The sequence below is a fragment of the Hymenobacter sp. BRD128 genome, from assembly GCF_013256625.1.
Taxonomy (GTDB): Bacteria; Bacteroidota; Bacteroidia; order Cytophagales; family Hymenobacteraceae; genus Hymenobacter.
The window spans coordinates 1,533,308-1,551,419 of record NZ_CP053908.1; the positions used below are offsets into that span (position 1 = coordinate 1,533,308).

13 protein-coding genes and 1 pseudogene are annotated in these 18,112 nt (G+C 64.1%); 8 read left to right on the forward strand and 6 right to left on the reverse strand.

Annotated features, from left to right (window positions below):
* Positions 1-107 precede the first annotated feature (107 nt).
* The 5 genes from GKZ68_RS06870 (at position 108) to GKZ68_RS06890 (ending at position 5,881) form a co-directional block, all read left to right on the forward strand.
* Complete coding sequence (locus tag GKZ68_RS06870) at positions 108-623, forward strand: hypothetical protein (protein ID WP_173112364.1); 516 nt, start codon at positions 108-110, stop codon at positions 621-623.
* Between the two features lie 86 nt (positions 624-709).
* A complete protein-coding gene (locus tag GKZ68_RS06875) occupies positions 710-1,276 on the forward strand; it encodes a DUF2911 domain-containing protein (RefSeq protein WP_254244190.1) in 567 nt (188 codons plus the stop codon).
* A 178-nt stretch (positions 1,277-1,454) separates the two neighbouring features.
* Entirely contained in the window at positions 1,455-2,177 is a 723-nt protein-coding gene (gene gpmA / locus GKZ68_RS06880) for a 2,3-diphosphoglycerate-dependent phosphoglycerate mutase (RefSeq protein WP_173112367.1), read from the forward strand.
* A 51-nt stretch (positions 2,178-2,228) separates the two neighbouring features.
* A complete protein-coding gene (locus GKZ68_RS06885; RefSeq protein ID WP_173112370.1) occupies positions 2,229-3,911 on the forward strand; it encodes a PD-(D/E)XK nuclease family protein in 1,683 nt (560 codons plus the stop codon).
* Positions 3,797-5,881 carry a DEAD/DEAH box helicase gene (locus tag GKZ68_RS06890; protein WP_173112373.1) on the forward strand — a complete coding sequence of 695 codons (2,085 nt, stop codon included), beginning with the start codon at positions 3,797-3,799 and terminating at the stop codon, positions 5,879-5,881. Before GKZ68_RS06885 ends, GKZ68_RS06890 begins: the two co-directional genes overlap by 115 nt.
* Before the next feature lie 711 nt (positions 5,882-6,592).
* Here the strand turns inward: GKZ68_RS06890 and GKZ68_RS06895 are convergent.
* The gene (locus tag GKZ68_RS06895) at positions 6,593-6,868 is read right to left on the reverse strand and encodes a DUF1294 domain-containing protein (protein WP_217275325.1); all 276 of its coding nucleotides are present in this window, start codon (positions 6,866-6,868) and stop codon (positions 6,593-6,595) included.
* A gap of 42 nt (positions 6,869-6,910) precedes the next feature.
* Positions 6,911-8,107, reverse strand: coding sequence for a serine hydrolase (locus tag GKZ68_RS06900; RefSeq protein WP_173112376.1), 1,197 nt, complete (start codon positions 8,105-8,107; stop codon positions 6,911-6,913).
* Positions 8,108-8,229: 122 nt separating this feature from the next.
* On the opposite strand from GKZ68_RS06900, the gene GKZ68_RS06905 reads away from it, so the two are divergent.
* The 3 genes from GKZ68_RS06905 to GKZ68_RS06915 all read left to right on the forward strand — a co-directional run bounded on the left by GKZ68_RS06905 (position 8,230) and on the right by GKZ68_RS06915 (position 13,678).
* Complete coding sequence (locus GKZ68_RS06905) at positions 8,230-9,162, forward strand: AraC family transcriptional regulator (protein WP_173112379.1); 933 nt, start codon at positions 8,230-8,232, stop codon at positions 9,160-9,162.
* Between the two features lie 141 nt (positions 9,163-9,303).
* Entirely contained in the window at positions 9,304-11,040 is a 1,737-nt protein-coding gene (locus GKZ68_RS06910) for a VanW family protein (protein ID WP_173112381.1), read from the forward strand.
* Between the two features lie 85 nt (positions 11,041-11,125).
* Positions 11,126-13,678, forward strand: a complete 2,553-nt coding sequence (locus tag GKZ68_RS06915) for an excinuclease ABC subunit UvrA (protein ID WP_173112384.1) — start codon at positions 11,126-11,128, stop codon at positions 13,676-13,678.
* A gap of 6 nt (positions 13,679-13,684) precedes the next feature.
* Here GKZ68_RS06915 and GKZ68_RS22615 read toward each other — a convergent pair.
* From GKZ68_RS22615 to GKZ68_RS06940, 4 genes and pseudogenes are all read right to left on the reverse strand, one after another.
* A pseudogene (locus GKZ68_RS22615) lies at positions 13,685-14,274 on the reverse strand (DUF6493 family protein).
* Positions 14,265-16,184, reverse strand: coding sequence for a DUF6493 family protein (locus tag GKZ68_RS06930; protein ID WP_367949227.1), 1,920 nt, complete (start codon positions 16,182-16,184; stop codon positions 14,265-14,267). Before GKZ68_RS06930 ends, GKZ68_RS22615 begins: the two are co-directional and overlap by 10 nt.
* Complete coding sequence (locus tag GKZ68_RS22620) at positions 16,185-16,667, reverse strand: DUF6493 family protein (RefSeq protein ID WP_173112396.1); 483 nt, start codon at positions 16,665-16,667, stop codon at positions 16,185-16,187.
* 47 nt (positions 16,668-16,714) lie between these two features.
* Positions 16,715-18,055 (reverse strand): SWIM zinc finger family protein, encoded by a 1,341-nt coding sequence (locus GKZ68_RS06940; RefSeq protein WP_173112399.1) that lies wholly within the window; start codon positions 18,053-18,055, stop codon positions 16,715-16,717.
* Positions 18,056-18,112 lie beyond the last annotated feature (57 nt).

The following is an 18,112-nucleotide window of genomic DNA, read 5'->3' on the forward strand; positions in this document are numbered from 1 at the left end:
AGCTACTAATGCCGCTGGCGCGAGTTTAGCGAAGCGTAACTCGCGCCAGCGCGATGCAACTAATGGCTTGTACCGTGCATCTTACCGGCACTTTAATTCAGGCAATTATGAAAACTACTCTTTATAATCTGGCAACATGTACGCTGCTAATATTAAGTCAGTGCAAAGAAGAGGTAGCGCCGCAATTACCCGCCGAAACCACTATCGGAGCCGAGACCTTTGGGTGTAAAATTGATGGTAAACTATTGGTGCCCCACGGTTCATGGAATCATCCTGGACTTGGTATGAGCTACTATGTCGATACTAAAGGGTATGCCTACTTCTCAGTAAACGCTGCTGATTATAAGGCTTCTGATGGTGGTTTTATCAGTATCACCTGCGATAGCTTACGGCTGCGAACGGGCAAAACGTATGATTTTAAAATGGGCGGTATTAGCGTAATTGGCTATGGTAGAGCGGGTACCTGGTTCACCTATCTTCGCCAATACCCAGGAGAATTAACGATTACCAAATTCGATTCAGTTAAGCATATTATTTCTGGTCGATTCGATTTTGTGGGAATAAACCGCGACGCAGGCAAGCAAGTACTTGTTACGGATGAGCGTTTCGATGTCGGATTTTAAAGATAATAGCTACCAGTCAGCGGGATATTGTTAAACCAATTGCCGAATTTTCAGCTTTCCTCATGACACTTACTAACCTTTCACCTATGCGTTTTCTCCCCCTCGCTGCCCTAGCCGGCGCCGCCCTGCTCACCTACGCCGCCCCGGCCCAGGCCCAGGCGACCATGACTGAGCCCACCCAAGCCAAAAAGCCCGAAGACAAGTCGAAGCGCCCCAGCCCGCCGGCCGTAGCCAAAGCTGACGTGCACGGCACGGAGGTCACCATCGACTACAGCAAGCCCTCGCTGAAGGGCCGCGCCGCGTTCGGCGAAAAATCGCCGCTAGCCCCCGTGGGCGAGGTGTGGCGCACCGGCGCCAACGAGGCCACCACCTTCACGGTGAGCAAAGCCGTGAAAATCAACGGTCAGGCGCTAGCCGCTGGCACCTACGGGCTGTTTACCATCCCCGGTGCCAGCGAGTGGACCATCATCTTCAACAAAACGGCCAAGCAGTGGGGCGCCTACGACTACAAGGCCGCCGACGACGTGCTGCGCGTAAAAGTGAAGCCCACTACGCTGGCTAGTCCCGTGGAGCAGTTCACCATCACAGTCGATAAGTCGGGCAAGGTGGCGCTGATGTGGGACAAGACGGAAGCGTCGTTCATGGTGAAATAAGCGCGCTTTATTCCGCTTCACTCATTACTTAGGCCGTCATGCTGAGCTTGCCGAAGCATCTCTGCCGCGCCGCTAGGGGATACTAGTCCTAACGGCGCGAGCGAGATGCTTTGGCAAGCTCAGCATGACGTTCTTTTTTGCGTAAAAGCCGTTCTTCCTCACAAAAAGCCCAATTCCCATGCAAAAACTCGTGCTTCTGCGCCACGGCGAAAGCGTCTGGAACCAGGAAAACCGCTTCACCGGCTGGACCGACGTGGACCTCTCGGACCTGGGCAAGCAGCAGGCCGCCCACGCTGGCCAGCTCTTACAAAAGCACGGCTACACCTTTGATATCGGCTTTACGTCGGTGCTGAAGCGGGCCATCAAAACGCTGGATATTACCCTCGAAAACATGGACCAGCTCTGGATTCCGGTGCAGAAGTCGTGGCGGCTGAATGAGCGGTTTTACGGTGCGCTGCAGGGCCTCAACAAGGCCGAAACTGCCGCTAAGTACGGCGAGGCGCAGGTGCAGGAGTGGCGCCGCTCGCCCCACGCGCACCCGCCCGCCATCACGAAAGATGACCCCCGCTTTCCGGGCCACGACCTGCGCTATCAGCACCTCACCGACCGTGAATTGCCGCTGACCGAAAACCTGAGCGAGACGCTGGCCCGCGTACTGCCGTTCTGGACCGAGAAGATAATGGCCGCCCTGCGCCGCAACCAAAAGGTAATTATTGCCGCCCACGGCAACAGCCTGCGCGCACTGGTGCAGTACATCGACCACCTCACCGACGAGGAAGTGACCGCCCTCGACATCCCGACCGGCGTGCCGCTGGTGTACGAGCTGGACGAAGATTTTAACCGCATCCGGCACTACTATTTGCAGGAAGATGGCGCCGCGCCCGGCCCCACTGCGAAATAGCTATTTTTGCGGCAAGGGCTTACCTTTAAGTTTCGCCCACGCCCACCTGTTTTGTCTGACTCGCCCCACGCCCGCCTCGCCGCCCTAGCCGACCCCACCGCCGCGCCCGCCGACCAGCTCCCGCGCCTGCGCAAGCTGCTCGAAAGCCTGCTGCGGGCCGACTACAAGCGCCGCAAGGCGCCCTTCGGCAACCTATTCCAGGCGATAGGCGGGGCGTGCTACGCCCTGGAATTGGACCCTAGCCTGCGCGCGCGCCTGCAAGACCTGCGCGTGGCCGCTAATCTGGTGCTGCACGAAAGCTATCCCGGCACCCTAGCCGAGGTAGCCGCCGGCTTCGCGGCCGTAGCCGAATTAGTAGAAGCCCTTACCGGCGAGCCCTACACCGGCCCGCGCCCGCCCGCACCGGCCGAAATCGTGGCCCACCTGCCCGCAGCTACGCCCGCGCTACCTGCCGTGGCTAGCCCATCCGAAAGCGCCGCCGACCCGCGCGCCGTGTGGCGGGTGCAGGTGGTGCACGCCGACTTGGCCAGCGGCGCCATCACCGTCGAAATGAGCGTGCCCGCCGACGACCGCCCGCCCGGCCCCTTCCAGCTGGAGCTGCCGCCCGCCTACGAAAGCCTGCTGCTACCCGCCGCCGCGCTGCACCCGGCCCTCAACCTCATCGGCCCCGTGCGGCTGCCCGATGGCCGCGTGCGCCCACGCCGCGTGGTGCTGGAGCCTGATTATCTGATAAGTGTGACGACGTTGGCCGAGTGTGCCCAGCGCGATGGCACCTACGCCGAGCTGGCACTGCTCAAGTATTTCTTGCCCGATGAAGCCTCGCGCTCGCTCGTCGTGGGTAACCTCGTCAACCGCCTGCTCGATGAGGAGGTGAGCCACGCGGCGAGCCAGGTGGCCGGCAGCCAGCTGCCGGCTAGCCACGAATGGACTGACTACAAAGGTTTTCGGGTCAGTAGCGAGCTAGCCAATGCCGAGCCGCTGGCAGCTGATAATCACCAGTTACCAAGCGACGCGGATTTTGACCTCGAGCATTTTCTTACTAAAAAGCTCTTTCGGGCCGAGCCGCTCACGCTGAGTACCTTGCCCGAGTTTCAGACGCGCACCGGCGTGCCCGAATTGCTCAATGACCTGCGCCGCCACCACCGCACGCTGCGGCAGGCGCGGCGGCAGGGCTTTGTGAATAGCTCGCGCAGCGGCTACCAGCAGCAGCCGTTGCGGCTGGCCGATTGCTTTCTCGAACCCACCTTTCTTTCGGCCACCTATGGCCTGCAAGGTCGCCTCGACCTGCTGCACGAAAGCCCCACCGGCTACGACCTCGTGGAGCTCAAAAGCTCGGTGAAAGTGCCCGTGGCTGAGCCCTGGACCAACCACGCCGCCCAGGCCCAGCTCTACCGCCTGCTGCTGGAGTCGGTGTTCGGGGCCGATGGCGAAACCGCCGGCCGGGGCCGCACCAGCATCCTGTATTCCAACGCGGCTGAGGACCAGCCCGCTGTGCGTCCGGTGCTCCAGAACCTGACCCTCGTGGACCAGCTGCTGGCCGCCCGCAACCAGCTCGTAGGCCTGGAATTGCAACTGGCCCGCGCCACCGGCCCCGGCCAAACGGCTGCCCTGCTGGCCCCGTGCTACGCCCCAATCTGGCCGCCATCCCATCTTTCAACCGCGAAAAGGCCGAGAAAACCGCCAACGTCTGGGCCGCCGCCGACCGCACCGAGCGCGCCTACTGCCTGGAGCTGACCCGCTTCGCGGCCCGCGAAATGCGGCTGGCCCTGCTCGGCGATGAGGGCCGCCCCGGCGACGCTGGCGGCCAGGCCGGCCTCTGGCTGCTGCCCCAGGCCCGCAAGCACCAGAACTTCAGTCTGCTTGATGAGCTCGAACTCATCGAGGACCACAGCAACGCGCCCGACGACGCCCGCGACTGGCTGGGGCCGCACCTCATCTTTCAGCGGCCCGAAGGGGGTAGGGAAGTGAATTTTCGGGCTGGCGACACGCTCATTCTCTACCCGCGCCGTCGCGCCACGCTGGCCGAAGCGCAGGGGCTAGCGGGGGCGTCCGAAAGCGCAAACGTAGAAAACGCTAACGAATCTGCCGCTAATAACGTCAAGACGCTCAGTGCCCTCGATGCCCAAGTGGTGAAAGTGACCCTGGCCGAAGACCTCGGCGCCGATGGCCGCGTAGTGCTGGCCGTGCGCAACCGCCGCATGGCCCCGCGCTACCTGCACGGCCACTCGCACTGGGCCCTGGAGCCCGATACCTACGACACCTTCCGCCGCGAGTGGGCGGGGCTCACGGCGTTCCTAAGCCTGCCGCCGGGCCGCCGCCGCCAGCTGCTGGCTCGCACCGCGCCGCGCCCGCCCCAGGATTGGGACGCCGCGCACCCGACCCCCGCCACCGAGGCCAGCGAGGTAGTGAAGCGCGCCCTGGCCGCGCCCGACTGGTTTGTGCTCTGCGGCCCGCCCGGCACCGGCAAAACCCGCTCGGTGCTGCGCGAGCTGGCCGTGCGCCTCGTCAATGATGATAAGAGCACGCTGCTGGCCGCCTACACCAACCGCGCCGTGGACGAAATCTGCGAGCAGCTCATGGATGCCGGGCTGCCGTTTATCCGCATCGGCTCGCGGCTGAGCACCTCGCCGGCCTACCGGCCGTACCTGCTCGACAACATGATTCGCGACTTGCCCACGCGCCAGATGGTGCGGGCGCGCCTCACCTCCACGCCGCTCTACGTGGGCACCATCAGCAGTTTGCTGGGCCGGCCCGAGCTGTTTCAGCTCAAGCAGTTCGACGTGGCCGTGGTGGACGAGGCTAGCCAGGTGCTCGAAGGCCCGATGCTGGCGTTGCTGGCTAAGGCCAAGAAATTCATCCTCATCGGCGACCACCGCCAGCTGCCCGCCGTGGTGACCCAGGAAGCCGAAACCAGCGCCGTGGCCCCAGCCGTGGCCGATTTGCTGCGCGAGCAGCTAGGCCTCACCAACCTGCGCAACTCGTACTTCGAGCGCCTTTTTCGCCGCGCCGAGGCGCAGTGGCCCTACGCCCACGGCACGCTGGCCAACCAGTACCGCGCCCACGCCGACCTGGCGGTGCTCGTCAACGACGACTTCTACGGCGGCCAGCTGCGCAGCCCCGCGCCCTGGCAGCACGCCAGCCTCAACCCCAGCGCCTGGCCCGTGGCTAGCCCCGCCGATGCCTTTGGTGAGGCGCTGCGCCGCCAGCGCCTCGTGTTCGTGCCCACCCGCCGCCAGCCCGACGACCTCTCGCAAAAAGAGTCGAGCCAGGAGGCCGAGCTGGCCGCCCGCGCTGCCCTGGCCGTGGTGCAGGGCTACGGCCCGGCCTTCGACCCCAACGCCACGCTGGGCATCATCGCCAGCTACCGCAACCAGGCGGCGCGCATCCGCGCCCGGCTGGCCCAGCTGGCCCAGCAGCACGAGTTACCCGCGCTGGCCCAGGTCAGCGTCGATACTGTGGAGCGCTACCAGGGCTCGCAGCGCGAGGTGATTATCGTGAGCTTCTGCTGCCACCACGAGCACCAACTCGAGCTTATGGTGTCGCCCGACGAAATCGGCCAGGTCGACCGCAAGCTCAACGTGGCCGTGACGCGGGCGCGCCAGCAACTGGTGCTGCTGGGCAACGAGCTGGTGCTGAACCGGGCGCCGCACCACGCGGCGCTGCTGGCTAGGGTGCAGGCTAGCGGCGGCTGGGTGGAAAGATAACGTTCTACCATCCGGCTAAGGCGGCTTCTATTCTTGCCCGAAATACCTGAATAGACTCTCTATCAGCTCCTGTAAGCTCAGTTAACGACTCTAGCGGCGAGGGCTCGAAGAGCTTTTTTCGGCCGCGCCACCACACAAAATGCGAAAGCCGATAAGCCATGCCTGCTGCGGTAGGCGAAAGCAAGGCGTTGCAAGTGAGCACGTAATCAAGCCTATCGTAGTAGGTAAAATAACCCTGTCCGGCCAAGCTGATGCGTTCGAGTGGCGCCTCATCATATTTAGCGGCCCAGCCAAGCGGTTTGTTTGGGGGTTTGGATAGCAACCTGACGGCGTACCATTGCTGGACTAGTATCCGTCGCTGCGTCGCTGTGCTGTCAGTTCGCGGCCAGGGCATTATACCTCTAAACTCAATGGAGTCGTTTTGAGCGTTGCGTGGCCAGGTAGCCTGTGCTGCTACCGGAAATTTACTTAGCAACAGCAAGGAAAAGATAACTATTTTCATATCGTTTTGCGGAGTCCTCTCTAGCGCGAGTTCAGCGCAGCGCAATTCGTGACTTATTTTAAGATGGAGGTTGTACCTCCACTGCCGGGCCAGCGGCATGGTGGGGCCGTTCTGCTAGGCCCGTTTCAGTGGCTCGTTCTACAGGAGGCACAGCTTTCCCCGAAAGCCAGTCACGAGTTACGCTGCGCTAAACCCGCGCCAGTAGCCCACTAGCCCGGGGCCCTAAACTGCGGCGACATAAAAAAATACAAAGCCGCGCCTTGTAGCAACGTCAGCAGCAGCGTGATGCTCCAAAAGGCCGCTTTCCGGTTTTTATGATGCAGCAAAAAAATGGCTACCCACGCACCCGGCGCGGCTCCCGCTAGGGTAGCCAAGTGCAGCGTTTTCTCGGAAATGCGCCGTTGGCCCCGCTGGGCTTTTCGCTTGTCCAGGAAAAACAGCATAAAGCATAGCGCGTTGAAGAATAGTAGGACTAGTAGAATCATTCGTGTCAGCAAGGAAATAAACGGGATGTAATTTGGAGACAATTACTCCTTCACGGCCGCCAGCACCCGCTTTATCAGCTCATTGGGGTTGCCATTATGCCAGCGCCACACGATGACGAGGTCGTGCGTGGGGTCTACCCAAATGGTATTCTGGCCCGCGCCGAGGGCAGCGTAGCTGTTGGCGGGCGCGTCGGGCCAGGCCTTTTGCTCGGTGTTGAGCCACCAGAGGTAGCCGTAGTCGGGGCCGACGGGGCCGCGCGTGGTGGCCTGCTGCACCCAGCCGGGCAACACCACCTGGCGGCGGCCCCAGCGGCCGCGCCGCAGCATGAGGTAGCCGAGGCGGGCCTCATCTCGGGCACTGATGCGCAGGCCGCCGCCCCAGCGCGTGCCGCCGCTCACGGAGGGCATGGGCTGGCCATTGACCTCGGCCACGGCGTTGGGGTAGGGCACCCACTGCCAGGTGCTGGAGGCGCCGATGGGCTGCATCACTTCGGTGCGGAGCACGTCGGGCAGTGGTCTTTTCCACACCCGCAGCAGCGAGAGGGCTAGCCGGTTGATACGCACGTCGTTGTATTCGAAGTAGGTGCCGGGCGCTTGCAGGGCGCGGGGCTTGCGCTCGCCCTTGCCGAAGGCCTCGCGGCCGATGAAGTCGGCGTTTTTGCCCCACAGCTCACCTTCCCATTCGCTGGTTTGGCGGGCGTGGTGTTCCCAGGTTATCAGCTGGTTATGTTCCGAATCGTAGCCGCCGTCGCGGATGTAGTGGGCTACTGGCTCGTGGATATCCTTGATAAGGCCGCGGTCAAGGGTAATACCCAGAATAGTGGATAAATAACTCTTGGCCACGCTGTAAGTGGGGTCGGGGCGCTCGGTGTCGCCCCACTCGGCCACGAGGTAGCCGTGGCGCAGCACCAGGCCGTTGGTGGCGGCGCGGCTGGTGGGCATGGGGCCGAGCAGCTTGCCAAAAATCTCTTCCTGCGTGGAGAAGTTGGGCGTCATCTGGGTGGTTTCCTGGGTTTGGGCAAAGGCCACGGCCTCGGCTAGCTTGGCCGGGTCGAGGCCCTCGGTGGCCGGGGCGCGGTGCTGCCAGCCCGCGCCGGGTGCCGGGAAATACCCCGCGGCAGGCGCGGTCCCGGCGGTGGGCGCGGCGGCGCGGGTGCAGGCGGCCAGCAGGGCCAGCGCCAGCGCGCGCCCGGCACCACCAAGAGTTCCTGTAAAAAGCTGATAGGAGCGAGGCAGCATAAGTAAAGCGGGCCTAGTAAGTAAAAGAGCTACGGTGGAGTGCAAAAGAAAGCAAGGGCCTCATAAGCTGGGAGTAATTGTAAGATGAAAAAGCGGATTATCTTTGATTTTTACAAGCAGCTATGGCCAAGCCTGATTCACTCGAAGCGTTTTACTCCAAGCTAGCGCCCGAGGCTGGGGCGGCAAGCGGCGCGCTGCTGCCGCCGGATATTCAGCGGGAAGTCGGGCACTTCAACGTCTTTCGCGTGGAAGGCCTCATGGCCGGGCGCCGCGATAAAACCCCCATGACGTTCGACCGGCGGGCTTTTTATAAAATCAGCGTGCTGCGCGGGCGCAGCCGGATAGAATTTGCCGACCAGCAAGTGGAGATTGCGGATAACGCCCTGTGGTTTGCCACGCCCCGCGTGCCCTACCGCTGGCTGCCGCACGACGCGGCGCAGGCGGGGTACTTCTGCATCTTTACCGACGAGTTTTTGCTGCCCGCCAAGAGCGGGCTAGCCCTGGACGAGCTGCCGGTTTTTCAGCCGGGCGGCCAGCCGGTACTGCTGCTGACGGATGCGGAATACGCGGCTATCGAGCTGATTTTCGAGAAGATGACGCAGGAAATTTCGTCCGGCTACGCGTATAAGTACGACCTGCTGCGCGCCTACTTGCTGGAGCTGATTCACCTGGGGCAAAAGCTCCAGCCGGCCCCGGTCGCGGTGCCCGCCCACAAGGCGGCAAGCCGGCTGGCCACGCTGTTTGCCGAGCTGCTGGAGCGGCAGTTTCCGCTGGAAAGCCCGTCGCAGCAGCTGCGCCTGCGCACGGCCAAGGACTACGCCGACCAGCTGGCGGTGCACGTCAACCACCTCAACCGGGTGCTGAAGGAAACGACCGGCCACACCACCACGGCACTCATCGGCGGCCGAATGACGCAGGAAGCCAAAATATTGCTGAAGCAAACAAGCTGGACGGTTTCGGAAGTTGCCGACAGCTTGGGCTTTACCGACGTAGCGCATTTCTGCCACTTCTTTAAACGCCAAACGGGCCTTACGCCGGGCGATTTCCGCGAGTAGGGTAGTTGTTTGAATCGGGCAGAAACTGGCCAGCCGGCAGGCAGCGGCAACAGGTAGCGCCGCGTGCCAGCCGCCGGCGCGGCCGGGTGTGCATTTTGCCGCTATTTTGCATCTGCTGCTTAGGTAGTAAAGCCTCTCCCTATGTCAACCCCTACGGCCCTGGCCGAACGCCATACCTGGCTGCGCGACGCAGTTTTTCAGCTCAAAGCCCAGCTGCTGACCGGCCGGCGGCAGTGGCAAAACCTGCTGGCCCCGCCGCCGCGCTGCCGCCCCGATGGCCGGCTAGCCGGGGCACCGGTGCTGGCCAGCTCGGCCAGCGACCTGTGGAACCCTGACGATACGCCCACGACCTGGCTGCTCACGGCCGGCAAGGTCGAAAACCTGCGCCGCGCCACCCGCCGCCTGCACGGCCTGGAGGTGCCGGCCGGGGCCGTGTTCAGCTTCTGGCGGCACGTGGGGCAACCCAGCCGGCGCCGGGGCTACGTGCCGGGCCGCGAAATCAGGGAGGGCTGCGTGGTGCCAATAGTAGCTGGCGGCCTGTGCCAACTCTCTAATGCCTTGTACGATGCGGCGCTGCAAGCGGGCTTTGCCATTGTGGAGCGGCACCGGCACACCCGCGTTATTGCGGGCTCGCTGGCCGAGCTCGACCGCGACGCAACCGTGAAGTGGAGCTACCTCGATTTGCGCTTTCGGCCGCCCTTCACGTTTCGCCTCGAAGTCGAGCTCACGGCCGACCGTTTGCTGGTCCGGTTTCGGGCGGCCGGGGCTAGCCCCGCCGGCAGCACGTTGCCAGCCCAACCCCGAACCGCCTCGAAGCTAAACGACTGCTACTCGTGCGGCAACCGGACGTGCTTTAAGCATCCGGGGCAGGTACCGGCGCGGCCGGCCGCCGGGCGCACCACCTTTGTGCTGGATGAGTACTGGCCCGAATTTGCCCGCTACGTGCAGGCCACCGCCACTCCGGCCGATGTACTGCTGGTGCCGCTGCCCGCCAACGGCCGGGGCACCGGCCATGCCGGCTGGCCTAGGCTGGGTACCGCAAAAATGGTAGCGCTCGGCCTGCCCGCCCGCTGGCGGCAGGTGCAGCTGCGGCTGGCGGCCCGCGCGGGCCGCAACGTATTCGCCCAGTCGCTGCGAGCTGACCGGCAGGTAGCCCTGGCTGCCGCCCGGCGGCTGGCCTTCGATTGCACGCACTTGGTCGTGGCCCAAACCTTGCTGCCTTTTTTAGGGGAAACGGGCGCGCTAGCTGGCCGCACCTACGATGTGCTGCTCACCCGCCTGCCCGCCGAAGTGTTGCACCAGCGGCTCGACCGGGCCCACGCCCAGCATCCGGCTAGCCCCACGCTCCGCGACTTTCGGGCGGGGCCGGGGTTTGTCGAAGCCGAAAGCCGCGCCCTCACCCAGGCCCGCCGCCTGTTTACGCCCCACCACGAGCTAGTCGACCTGTTTCACCACAAGGCCGAGCGGCTGGAGTGGGCACTGCCGCCCGCGCCGGCTAGCCCGCCGCCCGGCCAAAAGATACTGTTCCCGGCCGCTGCCCTGGCCCGCAAGGGCGCTTACGAAATGCGCCGGCTAGCCCAGGAATTGCAGGTGCCGCTGGTAGTAGCCGGCCGGGCCACCGAGCACGCGGGCTTTTGGCAGGAAATAACTACCTCGCCGGCCGGGGCCGACCCGCTGGCGGGCGTGGGACTGGTTGTGTATCCGGCCTACGTGGAGCACCAGCCCCGGCTGCTGCTGCGGGCGCTGGCGGCTGGCATTCCGGTAGTAGCCACTGCGGCCTGTGGCTTAAGCACTTCACCCGGCCTTACGGTGGTGCCAGCCGGCGACTATGCGGCGCTCCGCAAGGCCGTGCTGACGGCCCTGGTGCCGCGCAACTAGGCCGGCAATGCGCGCCAATGTGCCTGTCAGGCTGAAATATTCCGTATGTCGGGGCCAGTGGCGCTGCGGTGCCCATCCAGCCTCTATGTCTACTCCTCCTTTTCCCCAAACGCCCGGCGCGGGCTTTGTGCGGGTGCGCGGCGCCCGCGAGCACAACCTCCAAAACATCGACGTTGATATTCCGCGCGATGCGCTCGTCGTCTTCACCGGTGTGTCGGGCTCCGGCAAGTCGAGCCTGGCTTTCGGCACGCTCTACGCCGAGGCCCAGCGCCGCTACCTCGAATCGGTATCGCCCTACGCCCGGCGGCTCTTTCACCAATTATCGGTGCCCGAAGTCGATAGCATCGACGGGCTGCCGCCGGCCGTGGCTTTGCAGCAGCAGCGCGGGGCACCTACCACGCGCTCGTCGGTAGGCTCGGTCACCACGCTCGCCAACTTGCTCCGAATGTTGTATTCACGGGCTGGTTATTATCCAAAAGGACAAGGTATTATCTACGCCGAAGCGTTTTCAGCAAATACGCCCGAGGGAGCCTGCCCGCGCTGCCACGGCCTGGGCCGCGTGTATGAGGTAACCGAAGATTCGATGGTGCCCGACCCGTCGCTCACTATCCGCGAGCGAGCCATTGCGGCCTGGCCCCAGGCCTGGGGCGGTCAGAACCAGCGCGATATTCTCGTGACGCTGGGCTACGACGTAGACCGCCCCTGGCGCGAACTACCTCAGAAGGACCGCGACTGGATTCTGTTTACCGACGAGCAGCCCGTAGTGCCGGTTTACCCTGGCTACTCGCCCCAGGAAACTCAGCAAGCTTTGAAGCGCAAAGAGCCGCCCAACTATATGGGTACGTTCTCGAGTGCCCGGCGGCACGTGTTTTATACATTTGGTAATACGCAAAGTGCCCTTATGAAGAAGCGCGTATTGCAGTACATGCTTAGTCAGGAATGCCCGCTCTGCCACGGCAAGCGCCTGCGGCCCGAGTCGCTCAGCGTCACGTTCGCCGGCCTCGATATTGCTGATATGGCGCGGTTGCCCCTGCAGCAGGTAGCTAGCCGGCTGCGGCCTTTCGCCGAGGGCAAGGCCACCGCGCAACAGCACGACGCGGGCCACCCCGAGCAGGCCGAAGTGACGCGCCGCATCACCCAGGATTTATGCGCCCGCCTGGCGGTGCTGCTCGACCTGGGCCTCGGCTACCTGGCCCTGGAGCGCAGCACGCCCACTCTCTCGCCCGGCGAGCTGCAACGCCTGCGCCTGGCAACCCAGCTTTATTCTAATTTATTCGGCGTCGTGTACGTGCTCGATGAGCCGTCGGCTGGCCTGCATCCTTCTGATACGCAAGCGCTGCTGAAGGCCCTGGCCAGCCTCAAAAAAGCCGGTAATTCGCTGTTCGTGGTGGAGCACAATCTCGACGTGGTGCGCCAGGCCGACTGGCTCGTGGATGTGGGGCCGGCGGCCGGCGAGCAGGGCGGGCGGGTGCTCTACAGTGGCCCGCCCGCCGGGCTGGCCGACGTAGAAGAATCCCAAACGCGGCAGTTTTTATTTAACCGCGAAAGCCTGGCGGCCCGCCCCGAGCGCCCGCCCGTGGGCTGGCTGAAGCTGGCCGGCGCCACCCGCCACAACCTGCAAGGCCTCGCCGCCGAGTTTCCGCTAGGGGTGTTCACGACCGTCACGGGCGTGTCGGGCTCGGGCAAGTCGACGCTCGTGAGTCAGGTGCTGGTCGAGCTGGTGAGCGAAGCGCTGGGCCTGAAAACCGAAGACGCGGAGGCTAGCGGCAGCGAAGCCGCCGAAGAAATCCTGGAGCTGGCCGAGCCGGGCGAAACCTCGCAGGGCAAAATCACGGCCGGTTTGGACATCGTAAAGCGCCTTGTGCGCGTCGACCAGCAGCCCATCGGCCGCACGCCGCGCTCCAACATGGCTACTTACACCGGCCTGTTTGACCACGTGCGCAAGCTGTTTGCGGCCACGCCCGAGGCGCGCAAGCGCCGCTACGACGCCGGCCGCTTCTCCTTCAACGTAGCCAAGGGCCGCTGCGAAACCTGCCAGGGCGAGGGCTTCGTGATGGTCGAATTACTGTTTTTGCCCAGCGTGTACTCGCCGTGCCCCACCTGCCACGGCGCCCGCTACAACGCCAAAACGCTCGAAATCACCTATCAGGGCAAAAGCATCGCCGACGTGCTCGGCCTAACCGTGGACGAAGCCTGGGCGTTTTTTGAAGCAGAGCCCAGCGTGCGCCGCGCCCTCACGGTGCTGCGCGAGGTGGGCCTGGGCTACCTGCGCCTCGGCCAGTCGGCCACGGAGCTCAGCGGCGGCGAGGCCCAGCGCATCAAGCTCGCCACCGAATTGCAGCGCCAGGCCCGCGCCCACACCCTCTACGTGCTCGACGAGCCCACCACCGGCCTGCACCCGGCCGACGTTGAGAAGCTGCTCACCCAACTTAACGGCTTGGTCGAGGCCGGCCACTCGGTGCTGGTAGTAGAGCACGATATGCGCGTGGTGGCCGGTTCCGATTGGGTACTCGACGTGGGCCCCGGCGCGGGGGAGGAGGGTGGCCGCGTTGTGACCGCCGGCCCTCCCGCCGCAGTCGCGCAAAGCAAGGCTAGCCGCACCGCGCCCTACCTGGCCCGGTTCTTGGCCGAGGGCTAGGCGCGGCTATAGCAGGCTAGCGGCCAGCTTCTTGAGCGCGGCCGTCTGGCTCCATTCCGTCAGGCGTGCGCGCACGGCCGGCGGCACGGGCTGGCCGGTGCGCGCCGCCAGGTCGGCGTAGGCTTCGAGCAGCTTGCGCAGGTTGCGGGGCGCGCTGGCTGGCAGCTCAGGCAGCAGTGCTTCCAGCACCTGGCGCAGGGCGTCGTCCATTGCGGGCGAGATGGCGCGGAGCGGCGTCAGGTTATCGGCCAGGCGTGCCAGGGGGCGTACTCGGCGGCGAGTAGCTGGCCCAGTACCTGGCCTAACACAGCGGGCGCTAAGCGGCCATTGGTAACCGCCTGCACCACTACTTCTTGGCCCAGGCTGCGGCAAATGGGCGTGTGGTGAATCAGGCCGCTCGCCAGCATAGCTGAAGCAGCCAGGTCGAAAGCCGAGCCGGGCCCAAGCAGTGTTTGCAGGGTTTGGGTCACCAGGTCGCGCTCGCTAGATTCGAGATTATCAGCCCAGGCGGCGCTGCGCAAGGCATACTCATAGAGTGGGGCGGGATGATTAGGTAATAGGGAAAATAGGAATTGAAAATCGTTCTTCAACAGCATGTTGTGCTCCCAGCTGCCTTGCTTATTTTTTGCTGCGGGGGTGCATACAAGAGTAGCGGCGACGGGGGCGGCCCCTCGGTAGGGCTGTGCCAGTACACTTCGGTCCAGCGGTAAGTGATAGTTGGCTGGCCCGGTAGCTGAAACTGCTGCGCGTGGTTTTCGCCCGTGCTTATTTCCGGGGTCGGCCGTAGTGGCCGGGCGATACCGGCGTAGTCGTACCCCAGGCGAGCGAGCAGGGTGGGAAACTCGTGCGCAGGGGCTTTCGTGCGAGCAGCCACGGCCCATAATTCGGGCAATGCCGCTGCCAGGGAGGTTTGCAAGGCAGCCGGGCGGCGCCCCAAAGGCGCAGGCTGCGTCGGCACAGCCAAATCTGGCCCGAAATACCAGGCTAGCAGCTCCCGCAGCTCGGCCCATTGTAGCTGAGGTAGCAGCTGCAACGCCGCCGCCGCCTCGCCCGGATTGGCGTGCGCAGTGCGGGCTAGCGCGATAAGTAAGTCGGCCACGGCCGGCTCCGTAGCGGCCTGCTGATAAGCCACTAGCCTAGTTACCAAAGCCGTAGGCGCTATCCAGTAAGGTAAGTGCGTGGGCGTGCTAAGCAGGGGTAGCGACTGTCGTTGCCGGAGTAGGCTTTCCGCTTGGGCGTAGCGTTGTTTATCCAGCGGTAGCAGGGGCGTGCGAGTGTAATGGGGTGCGGTAATTTCTACATCCGGCACACGGGAGGTTGCGAAGCCATTGGCCCAGCTCAGTAACAGCGCCTGCGCCAGGCCAGCGTGCCACCAAATAGTTATGGGCCCGGCTAGTAGCGCGGCCGCCTCAAACGGGCTGGCTTTTTTAAGCTCAGGCAGTATCTGCACCAGATAAGGCTCCAGCTGCACCGCGTGCCCGGCCGGTAGCTGCCCGTGCAGGCGCAGCAGCCCATCGAGCCAGCGCTCCAGGGCTAGCGGGTCGTCGTGGCGCAGCACCTGGCCGGTGAGAAACAGCAACTCGTGCCAGTCGGCCACCGGCGCAATGGCGGTGGCCGGCGAAAGCTCCGGCACAAACGGCGCCAGCGGCGCGTAAGTCGCGGCTGCTTCGGCGGCGGGCGCGGGGGGCGAGGCAGTCAGCCAGGGCCCCAGCGTGGTGCGGGCGGCGCGGCCCAGCAGCTCGGCCTGGTCGAGTAGCACAGAGAGAATTTCCGTGGTTTCGGCGGGTGAAAGCAGCGGCTTTTTGGCGGCCAGCAAGTCGGCCAGGCCCTTGGCGGCGCGTTCCTGCACGGCGGCGTCGGGGTGAGCGAGGGCGGCGGCCAGCAGCCGGGCCACGGCGGGCGCTTGGGCGGCATCCTGCTTTGGCAGCTTCGCGAGGCTAGCCAGCAGGGTTTTGAGACCGGTTTTGACGTCGGGGCGCAGCAGCAGGGTATCGGCGAAGTGCAGCAGCGGAGCCAGGGCAAACCCCGGCTCCGGCAGCAGGTCTTTCAACTGCTCGATAGCAAAGTTCACCACCAGCGGCAGCGGGTGGGCTAGCAGCTCCACTAGCTCGGCCTGGCGGGCCAGGCGCTCGGCCCGCGTCGGTTTCAGGCTCAGAAACAGTTCCTTAAACCACGTCAGCAGCGGGCGGCGGAAATCGCGGCGCAGCGCCAGCAGGCAGCGAGTGAGAATATCGGCGCGGTCGAGGTGGCCTGATTTCGTTAACTCAAGTAGAATGCGCTGCCAGGTATGCACTTTATAGTTGGCGGCAGGTCGCCCATCAATACGTGCAATGGATACTTCATATTCGAATTGAAGGGGCAAATCACGCGCTAATGCTTTTTCATCTTCGGCCAGCCGTTTGACTAGTTTATCGGGGCTTTGCTCAAATGCCAACCAAGCAAATCGAAAGGCAAAGTGTTGCGGGCGGTACTCAATAAAGCCAGCATCTTCTAACTCACGCAGTATTCAATAGTTAGCCAACGAATTACCTCTGCCACCCATCAGCCAGTCGCTTAACCAGGCTGGACGGGCATGGTGCAAAATTGTCCAAACTTCTTCTCGACGTGAGCTAAAGAAGTCATGCGCTAGGCTTCCCCACCACTGAAACCCATCCCCGAAGGCGTCTTTGCGGGTGTAGGTGGCTAGGCCAGTCAGAAAAAATAACGCGCTTTCTTCTTTATCGGGGTCTAGAGCAGGCGTTGGCTGATAGGGAGTGGATGAGTCAAATCCAAGCCCATCTGTGTTAAAAGCGGAAAGCGGCGGAAAGACAGTCCATCCGCGCCGCTGCTTGGGGCGGGCGTTGGGAATACCGGATTTAAGAAATTCCAGCGCCTTCGCCCGTACCAGTTGAACGTCTTTTTTGGCCAGGCTCAGTAAAAAAGGCACTAACTCATGTGTGCCCAGTCGGCTCATGATAACCTCAAACTGCTCGGTAGCTGATAGATTCATAAACGGCAAAATGATTTATAAATTAAAGTATTAACTCAGTATAGACTCTACCCAAACTGCAGCTGCGCCGCCAGCACGTGCTTGCACATTCCGCGCTGGCCCTGGTGCGCGGTAAACCACTGGCAGGTGCAGCGCGGGGGCTCGGGGCCGCCCACCAGCACGGTGTGCCACACGTCGGAGCCGCGCACGCGGGCCTCGGTGCGGCCGCCGGGGCCGACGCCCACCAGCTGCACTTCATCGGGGGCGGCGAGCAGGGCACGGGCGTTTTTGAGGCGTGGGTTGAGCTGCAAAATGCGGTCGGTGCGGAAGGGCAGTCGGCGGTAGAAATACTGATTTTCCGTGAGGTCGAAGCCCAGCAGTCCTATGGCCGAGAGGCTGGCGCAGAGCCGCGCCACGGTGCCCGGCGCCAGGTCGTGGGTTAGCCCGAAGAGCGTTGGGTTAAACATCTCATTGGCCCGAAACAGGTTCTTGGCCCCGCTGAGCCACTCGGCGGGCAACTCGTCGAGCAGTTCGCCCAACTGGGTGCCTTCGCCCGAAAAGCCCCGGCTAGCCCCGGCCGACAGCGCCAGCAGAAACTCGTGGCCGCCCCCTAGCTCCAGCACCACGGCGCTGGCCTGGCCGTCGGGGGTGCCATATATACGGGCGGCCTGGGCGAGCGGCAGCAGGCCATCGAGCAGGCGCAGGCGGTGCGCGCCGCCCACCCACACGGCCCCCGGCGCCGGCACCAGGCCGAAATGCGGCCGCGCCCCGCGCAGCGTCAGGAAGGTATCTACCTTGGCCGCGCCGGCGGGCAGGCTTTGCAGCAGCTGCGCCGCTTGGGGCCGGGTGAGGCGCAGCTGCTCGTCCATCTGGGCCAGGTAGCCCTGGGCGGCGGTGAGGCCCTTGAGCCAGCGCAGGGGCAGGGCCACCTTGCGCTCGGTCACGGTGCCGGCGGCGCGGGTCAGCGCTACCGCCTGCTGGCCCACTGCGAGGCTCACCGGCTCGTGGCGGCCGATGCGGGCCAGCGCGTTCACCATTGGCTCGTTGAAATCGAAGTTGGTCGTGCCGCTGGCCACAAACTCGCCGGCGAGCGCGGCCGGGCCCAGGTCGAGGCGGGCGTACACGCCGTTGCACGACGAAAACGCCTCGAAGCGCAGCCGTTCCGCGCCGGCCGTCACAATGGGGTCGCGCAGCACCGCGCCCAGCGGCACGAACCGCGCCGCCACCACTTTGGCTAACGTGCTTAGCCCGCGGGCCGCCAGCCATGAGTCGCGCAAGTGCCCCTGAAAAAAGCAGGCCGCCCCGCCGGCTGGGCTTTCCTCGGCGTAGGCAGCTAGCTGCAGAGAATTGCCGTTAGCTGTGACTAGTAGGGCCGATGGCGCGGCGTAGGCATACGTGAGGTCCGACATGGCGAGGAATTGGTGAGCCGTTTTCGTTTAACAAAGATGGGGTGTTGTGCGCAATTT

Excerpts from the sequence above, each read along its gene's own strand:
- GKZ68_RS06870 (WP_173112364.1), top strand. The coding sequence starts at position 108 with ATGAAAACTACTCTTTATAATCTGGCAACATGTACGCTGCTAATATTA.
- GKZ68_RS06875 (WP_254244190.1), top strand. The coding sequence starts at position 710 with ATGCGTTTTCTCCCCCTCGCTGCCCTAGCCGGCGCCGCCCTGCTCACC.
- gpmA (WP_173112367.1), top strand. The coding sequence starts at position 1,455 with ATGCAAAAACTCGTGCTTCTGCGCCACGGCGAAAGCGTCTGGAACCAG.
- GKZ68_RS06895 (WP_217275325.1), bottom strand. The coding sequence starts at position 6,868 with ATGATTCTACTAGTCCTACTATTCTTCAACGCGCTATGCTTTATGCTG.
- GKZ68_RS06900 (WP_173112376.1), bottom strand. The coding sequence starts at position 8,107 with ATGCTGCCTCGCTCCTATCAGCTTTTTACAGGAACTCTTGGTGGTGCC.
- GKZ68_RS06905 (WP_173112379.1), top strand. The coding sequence starts at position 8,230 with ATGGCCAAGCCTGATTCACTCGAAGCGTTTTACTCCAAGCTAGCGCCC.
- GKZ68_RS06910 (WP_173112381.1), top strand. The coding sequence starts at position 9,304 with ATGTCAACCCCTACGGCCCTGGCCGAACGCCATACCTGGCTGCGCGAC.
- GKZ68_RS06915 (WP_173112384.1), top strand. The coding sequence starts at position 11,126 with ATGTCTACTCCTCCTTTTCCCCAAACGCCCGGCGCGGGCTTTGTGCGG.
- GKZ68_RS22620 (WP_173112396.1), bottom strand. The coding sequence starts at position 16,667 with ATGAATCTATCAGCTACCGAGCAGTTTGAGGTTATCATGAGCCGACTG.
- GKZ68_RS06940 (WP_173112399.1), bottom strand. The coding sequence starts at position 18,055 with ATGTCGGACCTCACGTATGCCTACGCCGCGCCATCGGCCCTACTAGTC.